We start from the raw sequence: 8,127 nt of genomic DNA, 5'->3' as shown, positions 1-8,127 counted from the left end.
CGCGCCCCGGCCCCGGGGCGACGCCCGGCGCCGCCCCGGCCCCCGGCGCGTCCGCTGCTCCCGGCGCCCCCGGTGCCGAGCCCGGGTCCGTGCCGAAGCAGTTCGCGGCCGGGGACGACGTCGGCTTCCTGCACGTCCCGGCGATGGGCCGGGACTACCAGGTGCTGATCCGGATGGGCACCTCCACCGAGGTCCTGGACGACGGCGTCGCGGGCGTCTACGAGCAGCCGTACCGGGCCGCGATGCCGTGGGACCAGCAGGGCAACTTCGCGCTGGCCGCCCACCGGGACGGCCACGGCGCCAAGTTCCACGACCTGGACGCCGTCCACCGGGGCGACGCCGTCGTGGTCGAGACCCGGGACAAGTGGTACGTCTACAAGGTCGACAGCACCCTGGCGGAGACGTCCAAGTACGACACCGGCATCGTGGCGCCCGTCCCGGCCCGCTCCGGCTACGAGGGCCCCGGCCGCTACATCACCCTGACCACGTGCACGCCGGTGTACACCTCGCGCTACCGGATGGCCGTCTGGGGGAGCCTGGTGCGGGTGGACGACATGGACGCCAAGCGCACCCCGCCGCCGGAGCTGCGGCACTCCTGAAGCCGCCCACGGGCCTCCTGGAGCCCGTACGGAACGCCCGAGGGCCCGCCGCGTTCGTCGCGGCGGGCCCTCGGGCGTGCTCCGTGCTGCTCGTTCCCCGGCTCAGCCGAACCAGGGGAATACCGGAGGCCTAGTGGTCCCCTTTGGGGGGTGTGGTGGTGGGGTCGCTCCCTTTCGGGGGCTCGGCCGCCTTGGTGTAGAGCTGGATCTGGGTGTTCGGGTCGACCTGGGTGCCGGCCGGCGGGTTGCTCTGGAGGATCGTCGCGTTCGGGTCCGGGGGACCGCTGACCACGACGTAGGTCAGGCCGAGCGCCTTCAGCTGGTCCGCGGCGGCGCCCAGCTTGACGTTCGCCAGCGGCGGGACCTGGGGCTTGTCCTGCGCCTTGAAGATCGTCAGCGAGATCTTGCTGTTGGCCGGGGCCTTGGTGTTGGCCGGGATCGACTGCGAGGCGACGGTGTTGACCTTGCTCGGGTCGGGGGCCGGCGCGGTCTTCGAGACGTCCACCTGGAAGCCGAGGCCCTGGAGGGTCGCCTGCGCGTCCTCCTTCTGGGCCCCGGCCACGTTCGGGACGGTCACCTTGGCCTTGCCCTGCGACACGGTCAGCTTGATCGGGGCGCTCGGGTCGACGGCCGCGTTGGGCGCCGGGTCCTGGGCGGTGACGGTGTCCTGCGCGGCGGTGTCGTCGTCCTTGTACTCGGTGGTCACGTTGGTGAAACCGAGGTCGGCGAGCGCCTTGGTGGCCTGGTCCTTGGGCTTGCCGACCACACCGGGGACCTGCGCCTTGGCCGGGCCCGAGGAGACCTGCACCGTGATGGTGGAGGTCTCGGCGACCTGGGTGCCGGACGGCGGGGTCTGGGTGCAGACCTGGTCCTTCTTGATGTTGGTGTCCGGGCAGGCGATCTTGTCGCCCTCGGTCACCACGAGCTTGGCACCGGCCGCGGCGGCGGCCGTCTTGGCCTCCGCCAGGGTCTTGCCGACCAGGTTCGGCGCGGTGACCTTCGCGGTCTCCTTGGTGCCCTTGTCGGCGAACATCGCCTGGGCGACGAAGAAGGTGCCGACCAGGACCAGCACGGCGGCCACCGCCAGCACGATCCAGGAGGTGTTGCTCTTCTTCGGCGGGTCCTCGCCCCGCCGGCCCCCGCCGCGGCCGTAGCCGTCGTCGTAGCCGTCGTTGCCGCCCGCCTGGCCGGCGTAGGTCTGGCCGTAGCCGTCGTCCTGGTAGCCGCCCTGCTGCCCGTAGCCGGGCTGCCCGGAGGCCTGCGGCAGGACGGTGGTCGGGCCGCCGGGCTGCTGCGGCAGCACGTTGGTCTGGCCGTACGGGTCGTGCTGCTGCGGGTAGCCGTTCTGGTCGTAGCCGTAGCCGCCCGGGCCCATGCCGTACGCGGCCTGCTGGGCGGCGGCCACCGGCAGGCCGTCGAGGAAGCGCTCGATGTCGTCGCGCATCTCGTCGGCGCTCTGGTAGCGGTAGTCGCGGTCCTTGGCGAGCGCCTTCAGCACGATCGCGTCGACCTCGGGGCGCACCTCGGGGTCGAAGACCGACGGCGGCTGCGGCTCCTCCCGGACGTGCTGGTAGGCCACCGCGACGGGCGAGTCGCCGACGAACGGCGGGCGCACGGTCAGCAGCTCGTAGAGCAGGCAGCCGGTGGAGTAGAGGTCGGAGCGGGCGTCGACCTGCTCGCCCTTGGCCTGCTCGGGGGAGAGGTACTGGGCGGTGCCGATGACGGCCGAGGTCTGCGTCATGGTCATCCCGGCGTCACCCATCGCACGGGCGATGCCGAAGTCCATGACCTTGACGTTGCCCTGCCGGGTCAGCATCACGTTGGCCGGCTTGATGTCGCGGTGCACGATGCCGGCCCGGTGCGAGTACTCCAGGGCCTGGAGGATGCCGATGGTCATCTCCAGCGCCCGCTCGGGCAGCAGCCGGCGGCCGGAGTGCAGCAGCTCGCGCAGCGTGGACCCCTCGACGTACTCCATCACGATGTACGGGATGGAGATGCCGTCGATGTAGTCCTCGCCGGTGTCGTACACGGCGACGATGGCGGGGTGGTTCAGGGACGCCGCCGACTGCGCCTCGCGGCGGAACCGGGCCTGGAACGACGGATCCCGGGCCATGTCGGCCCGGAGCGTCTTCACAGCGACGGAGCGGCCGAGTCGGGTGTCATGGGCGAGGTACACCTCGGCCATGCCGCCGCGTCCGAGGACGCCGCCGAGCTCGTACCTGCCGCCGAGGCGACGAGGCTCTTCCATAGTTCCGACCCTCTCCCTCACCCGCCGGTGAGGTTGTGACGTAGGTGTCCCCGCACGCTCTGGGTGACGCCGCGCGGTCCGCGACCGGTTCTCCGGCCGGGCCGTGCGGTGCCTCGCGGGCGGCAACGGGCACACCCGCTGCTGGCGGATACGCTACCGGTCGGACCGCAGCGGACCGGAGTCAGCCGTCGGCCGATACCAGACCGGTATCCGGACGGGGCTGCCCATCGTGACATTCCCCTCACCCCGGACCCGCGCTCCTACTTGCCGAGTGCGGCCTGCATCACCGCCTTGGCGATCGGGGCGGCGAGGCGGCCGCCGCTGATGCCGTCGCGGTTCTGGGAGCCGTCCTCGACCACCACCGCGACCGCGACCGACTGGCCGTCCGGGGTCTTCGCCCAGGAGGTGAACCAGGCGAACGGGAGCCCGGCGTTGTCCTCGCCGTGCTGCGCGGTGCCGGTCTTGCCGCCGACCTGCAGGCCGGGGATCTTGGCGTTGGTGCCGGTGCCGTTCTCGACCACCGAGACCATCAGGTCCTGCATCTTCTGCGCGGTGGCCGGGCTCATCGCCTGGGAGAACTGCTTCTCGGTGTGCTTGGAGACGGTGGTCAGCGTGGCCGAGCGCTCCTGGTCGACCAGGTACGGCTGCATCAGGCTGCCGTTGTTGGCGATCGCGGCGGAGACCATGGCCATCTGGAGCGGGGTGGCGCGGGTGTCGTGCTGGCCGATCGAGTCCTGGGCGGTGCCGTCCGGGCTCGAGCTGTCCGGGAAGACGCTCTTCTCGGAGCGGACCGGGGTGTCGATCGTGCTGTTGAAGCCGAACTTCTCGGCCTGCGCCCGCATCCGCTCCTTGCCCAGGTCCGCGCCCATCTTGGCGAAGACCGTGTTGCAGGACTGGTCCATCCCGGACTTGACGGTGGCGTTCTCGCAGCGCTCGTTCGGGCTCTCGTTCTTCAGCTGGGTGGTCGTGCCGGGCAGGACCCACGGGTCCGGGGTGTCCGTGGCGTCGTCGATGCTCTGGTAGCGGCCGTTCTCGAACGCCGCGGTCGCGGTGACCAGCTTGAAGGTCGAGCCGGGCGGATAGGTCTCCTTCAGCGCCCGGTTGAGCATCGGCTTGTTCGGGTCCGCGTTGAGGTCCGTCCAGGCCTTGGTGTCGGCGGCCTCGCCGCCGGCGAAGGTGCCGGGGTCGTAGGACGGGGTGGAGACCAGGCCCAGGATCGCGCCGGTCTTCGGGTCGAGGGCGACCACCGCGCCCTTCTTGTTGCCCATCGCGTCGAAGGCGGCCTTCTGCACCTTGGCGTTGATGGTGGTGACGACGTCGCCGCCGCGCTTCTGCTCGCCCGTCAGCATGTCCAGGGTGTTGCGGAAGAACAGCCGGTCGTCGGTGCCGGAGAGGATGCCGTCCTCCAGGTTCTCCAGCTGGCTGGAGCCGTAGGCCTGGGAGGAGTAGCCGGTCACCGGGGCGTACATCGGGCCGTCGACCCAGGAGCGCTTGTACTTGTAGCGCAGGCCGTTGACGAAGTCGGACTTCGTGACCGGCTGGCCGCTGACGATGATGTTGCCGCGCGGGTGGGCGTACCGGTCGTACAGCTGGCGCTTGTTGTTCTTGTTGGTGGCCCAGGAATCGGCCTGGACGCCCTGCACCCAGTTGGTGCGCACCATCAGGGCCAGGATCAGGACGAGGCAGAAGATCGAGACCCGGCGGATCGGCTTGTTCATCGGGCTGGTCCCTCCTGGCCCTCGGTGGGCGGGGCCGGTTCGGCCCCCGGTCGGCGGGCGCTGTCGCTGATCTTCAGCAGGATCGCGACCAGCGCCCAGTTGGCGACCACGGACGAACCGCCCTGCGCGAGGAACGGCATGGTCATACCGGTGAGCGGGATCAGCCCGGTGACACCGCCGGCCACGACGAACACCTGGATCGCCATCGCCGAGGAGAGGCCGACGGCGAACAGCTTGCCGAACGGGTCGCGGGCGGCGAGCGCGGTGCGCAGGCCGCGCTGCACCAGCAGGGCGTACAGCAGGAAGATCGCCATCAGGCCGGTCAGCCCGAGCTCCTCGCCGAACGAGCCCAGGATGAAGTCGCTCTTGGCGGCGAAGGCGATCAGCCAGGAGCGGCCCTGGCCCAGGCCGGAGCCGGTGACCCCGCCGGAGCCGAGCGCCATCAGCGACTGGCCGATCTGCTCGGTGGCGCCCTTCGGCGGGTTGGCGCCGAAGGCGGCCATCGGGTCGAGCCAGGCGTCGATGCGGACCTTCACGTGGCTCGCGGTCGACGCGACCGCGACCGCGCCGCCGACCGACATCAGCAGGCCGAACAGGATCCAGCTGGTCCGCTCGGTGGCCACGTAGAGCATCACCACGAACAGGCCGAAGAACAGGAAGGACGTGCCCAGGTCGTTCTCGAAGATCAGGATCAGCAGGCTGAGCAGCCAGATCACGATGATCGGGCCGAGGTCGCGGCCGCGCGGCAGGTACAGGCCCATGAACCGGCGGCTGGCCAGCGCCAGGGCGTCCCGCTTGACCATCAGGTAGCCGGCGAAGAACACGGTCAGGACGATCTTGGCGAACTCGCCCGGCTGGATGGAGAAGCTGCCCATCCGGATCCAGATCTTGGCGCCGAAGTCCTCCGCCCGGGACGGGAAGAAGGCCGGCGCCGCGAGCAGGACCAGGGCCACCACCATCGAGATGTAGGTGTAGCGCTGGAGCACCCGGTGGTCCTTCAGCAGCACCATCACCCCGATGAAGCCGGCGATCCCGAGGGCCGACCACATCAGCTGGTTCTCGGCCGCCGGGTAGTTGCCCCGGAGCAGCTTGCCCGCCTTGTCCAGCCGCCAGATCATCACCACCCCGAGGCCGTTGAGCAGGGTGGCGATCGGCAGCATCAGCGGGTCCGCGTACGGCGCGAAGCGGCGCACCAGCAGGTGCGCGACCAGTGCCAGGGCGCCCATGCCGAGCCCGTAGCCGAGCATGCCCGCGGGCAGCTTGGCGTCCATCGCGAGGCCGACGTTGGCGTACGCGAGGACCGGCAGCAGCACCGCGAAGACCAGCAGGGCCAGCTCGGTGTTGCGCCGGTTCGGCGCCTCCTGCGGGGAGATCGTGGTGTTGCCCCGCCGACGGGGGATCGTGCGTTCGGCCGCCGCCCGGCGTCGGCCGGACCGGGTGGTTTCCTGGCTCAGGTCGTAGCTGCTCACGTGGTGACCGCTCCCTGACGGCCGGCAAACCCGCTCGGGGCGGTCCTATGTCGGATCACGGACGTCACTGCTTCGGGCAGGAGTTGGCCCGGCTGAGTTCCTCTTCGGTCAGTGGGGGGGCCTGGTCGCCCTGCGCTCCGGTGGCCGGAGGGGTCGCGTTCGGCGCCGGGGCGGGTGCCGCCGGGGCGGTCGGCGAGGCCGGAGGCGCGGTGGTCGGCGTGGTGGCGGCCGGACCGCGGTTCTTCTCGGTCGGGGTGGGCGTGCTGGCCAGGTACGCGGCCTGCGTCGCCTGGGTGGCGGGCGGTACGGCCGGGGCGGTCGCCCTGGCGGCCTTCTGGCAGAGCTGGACCCAGCCGTCGAGCTCGTTGACCGTCGACTGGGCGTCCTTCATGCTGCCGACCGAGATGGTCTTCTTCACGTGGACCTGCTGGTCCTCGGGCAGCCACTTCAGCTGGATCCTGCTGTACGAGGAGTGCACCGAGGACAGGCTCACCCCGGCCAGGTTCTGGTTGATGCCCTGGTAGATCGCGACGTGGTCGTCCTGGGTGCCGACGTAGTACTGGTCCTGGGTCCACTGGTAGCCGAAGTAGCCGGCGCCGCCGAGCAGGCCCAGCGTGACCAGGGCGGCCAGCGAGACCGTCAGGCCCTTGCGCTTGCGCCTCGAGGGCCGCTCCTCGTCGAAGTCCTCGGTGCCGTACACCGAGGGCTCGCCGGAGCCGGGGCCGTACTCGCCCTCGTAGCCCTCGGCGGGACCGAAACCGTTCTGCGCGGGGCCGAAGCCCTCCGCGTAGCCCTCGGCCGGGCCGAAGGCGCCCTGCGGGCCGCGGCCGAGGCCGGCGGCGCGGCCGGCCGGGGTGTCCGCGATCGAGCGGTCGGCGGCGGCCGAGGACGGCGGGGCGTCGGCGACCGCGCCGACCACCACCGGGACGTCGTTGAACTGGCCGCTCATGGTGTCCGTGGCGCCGACGTCGATGACGTCCGCCACGATGCAGGTGATGTTGTCCGGACCGCCGCCGCGCAGCGCGAGCTGGATCAGCTCCTGCACGGTCTGCTCGGGCGCGTAGTAGCTGCCGAGGGTGTCCTGGAGGGTCTGGTGGCTGACCGGGCCGGAGAGGCCGTCGGAGCAGATCAGGTAGCGGTCGCCGGCCCGGACCTCGCGGATCGACAGGTCGGGCTCGACCTGGCCGCGGCCGTCCAGCGCCCGCATCAGCAGCGAGCGCTGCGGGTGGGTCTCGGCCTCCTCGGGCGTGATCCGGCCCTCGTCGACCAGGCGCTGCACCCAGGTGTGGTCCTGGGTGATCTGCACCAGGGAACCGTCGCGCAGCAGGTAGGCGCGGGAGTCGCCGACGTGCACCATGCCCATCCGCTGGCCCGTCCACAGCATGGCGGTGAGCGTGCAGCCCATGCCCTCCAGCTGCGGGTCCTCCTCGACCATCTGCCGGAGCCGGTCGTTGGCGCCCTGGACGGCGTCGCCCAGCAGGGTCAGCAGGTCGGGGCCCGGCACGTCCTCGTCCAGCCGGACGATCGAGCCGAGCACCTCGGAGGAAGCGACCTCGCCGGCCGCGGCGCCGCCCATGCCGTCGGCCACGGCCAGCAGCCGCGGCCCGGCGTAGCCGGAGTCCTCGTTCCCCTCCCGGATCAGTCCCTTGTGGGAGCCGGCGGCGAAGCGCAGCACCAGGGTCATGCGACCTGTGCCCCCCTCTGGGTCATGGACGGGATGCTGTCCCTCATGCGCTACTACTTCCGCAGTTCGATGACGGTCCTGCCGATACGGATCGGCATGCCCGGCTGGAGCGGAGTGGGCGCGGTCAGGCGCTGCCGGTCCAGATAGGTGCCGTTGGTGGAGCCTAGATCCTCGACCGTCCACTGCCCAGTCTGATCCGGATAGATCCTGGCATGCCGGGAGGACGCGTAGTCGTCGTCCAGCACGATGGTGGAGTCGTGCGCGCGGCCGAGCGTGATGGTCTGGCCCTGGAGCGCCACCGTGGTGCCGGCCAGCGAGCCCTGCACCACGACGAGCTGGGTCGGACCGCCGCGGCGGCGCCCGCCGCCGCCCTGGGTCTGGGCCGCCGCGGGGCCGGCCTGGGTCGGCG

6 protein-coding genes are annotated in these 8,127 nt (G+C 71.4%); 1 reads left to right on the top strand and 5 read right to left on the bottom strand.

Going from position 1 to position 8,127, the window contains the following annotated elements:
- The coding region (locus AE652_RS29200; RefSeq protein WP_049656878.1) for a class E sortase at positions 1 to 599 on the top strand (599 nt) is incomplete at its 5' end.
- A 130-nt stretch (positions 600 to 729) separates the two neighbouring features.
- Here AE652_RS29200 and pknB read toward each other — a convergent pair.
- The 5 genes from pknB to AE652_RS29175 all read right to left on the bottom strand — a co-directional run.
- Positions 730 to 2,847, bottom strand: a complete 2,118-nt coding sequence (gene pknB, locus AE652_RS29195; RefSeq protein ID WP_049656874.1) for a Stk1 family PASTA domain-containing Ser/Thr kinase — start codon at positions 2,845 to 2,847, stop codon at positions 730 to 732.
- Positions 2,848 to 3,107: 260 nt separating this feature from the next.
- On the bottom strand, positions 3,108 to 4,565 hold the full coding sequence (locus AE652_RS29190) for a penicillin-binding protein 2 (RefSeq protein ID WP_049656873.1): 1,458 nt from the start codon (positions 4,563 to 4,565) through the stop codon (positions 3,108 to 3,110).
- Complete coding sequence (locus tag AE652_RS29185) at positions 4,562 to 5,965, bottom strand: FtsW/RodA/SpoVE family cell cycle protein (protein ID WP_049656877.1); 1,404 nt, start codon at positions 5,963 to 5,965, stop codon at positions 4,562 to 4,564. The genes AE652_RS29190 and AE652_RS29185 overlap by 4 nt, the downstream gene beginning before the upstream one ends.
- Positions 5,966 to 6,098: 133 nt before the next feature.
- Positions 6,099 to 7,718: a PP2C family serine/threonine-protein phosphatase gene (locus AE652_RS29180; protein ID WP_049656872.1), complete on the bottom strand. Its 1,620-nt coding sequence runs from the start codon at positions 7,716 to 7,718 to the stop codon at positions 6,099 to 6,101.
- Positions 7,719 to 7,771: 53 nt separating this feature from the next.
- Positions 7,772 to 8,127 (bottom strand): FHA domain-containing protein (locus AE652_RS29175; protein ID WP_049656869.1); only part of this gene is annotated, 356 nt, incomplete at its 5' end.

Source organism: Kitasatospora sp. MY 5-36, assembly GCF_001182915.1.
In the GTDB taxonomy this organism is placed as follows: Bacteria; Actinomycetota; Actinomycetes; order Streptomycetales; family Streptomycetaceae; genus Kitasatospora.
Note: the sequence above shows the minus strand (reverse complement) of the source record. Positions and strands in the feature narration are given on the sequence as shown.

What these genes read in the sequence shown, in the direction of transcription:
- pknB (WP_049656874.1), bottom strand. Translation starts at nt 2,847, where the DNA reads ATGGAAGAGCCTCGTCGCCTCGGCGGCAGGTACGAGCTCGGCGGCGTC.
- AE652_RS29190 (WP_049656873.1), bottom strand. Translation starts at nt 4,565, where the DNA reads ATGAACAAGCCGATCCGCCGGGTCTCGATCTTCTGCCTCGTCCTGATC.
- AE652_RS29180 (WP_049656872.1), bottom strand. Translation starts at nt 7,718, where the DNA reads ATGACCCTGGTGCTGCGCTTCGCCGCCGGCTCCCACAAGGGACTGATC.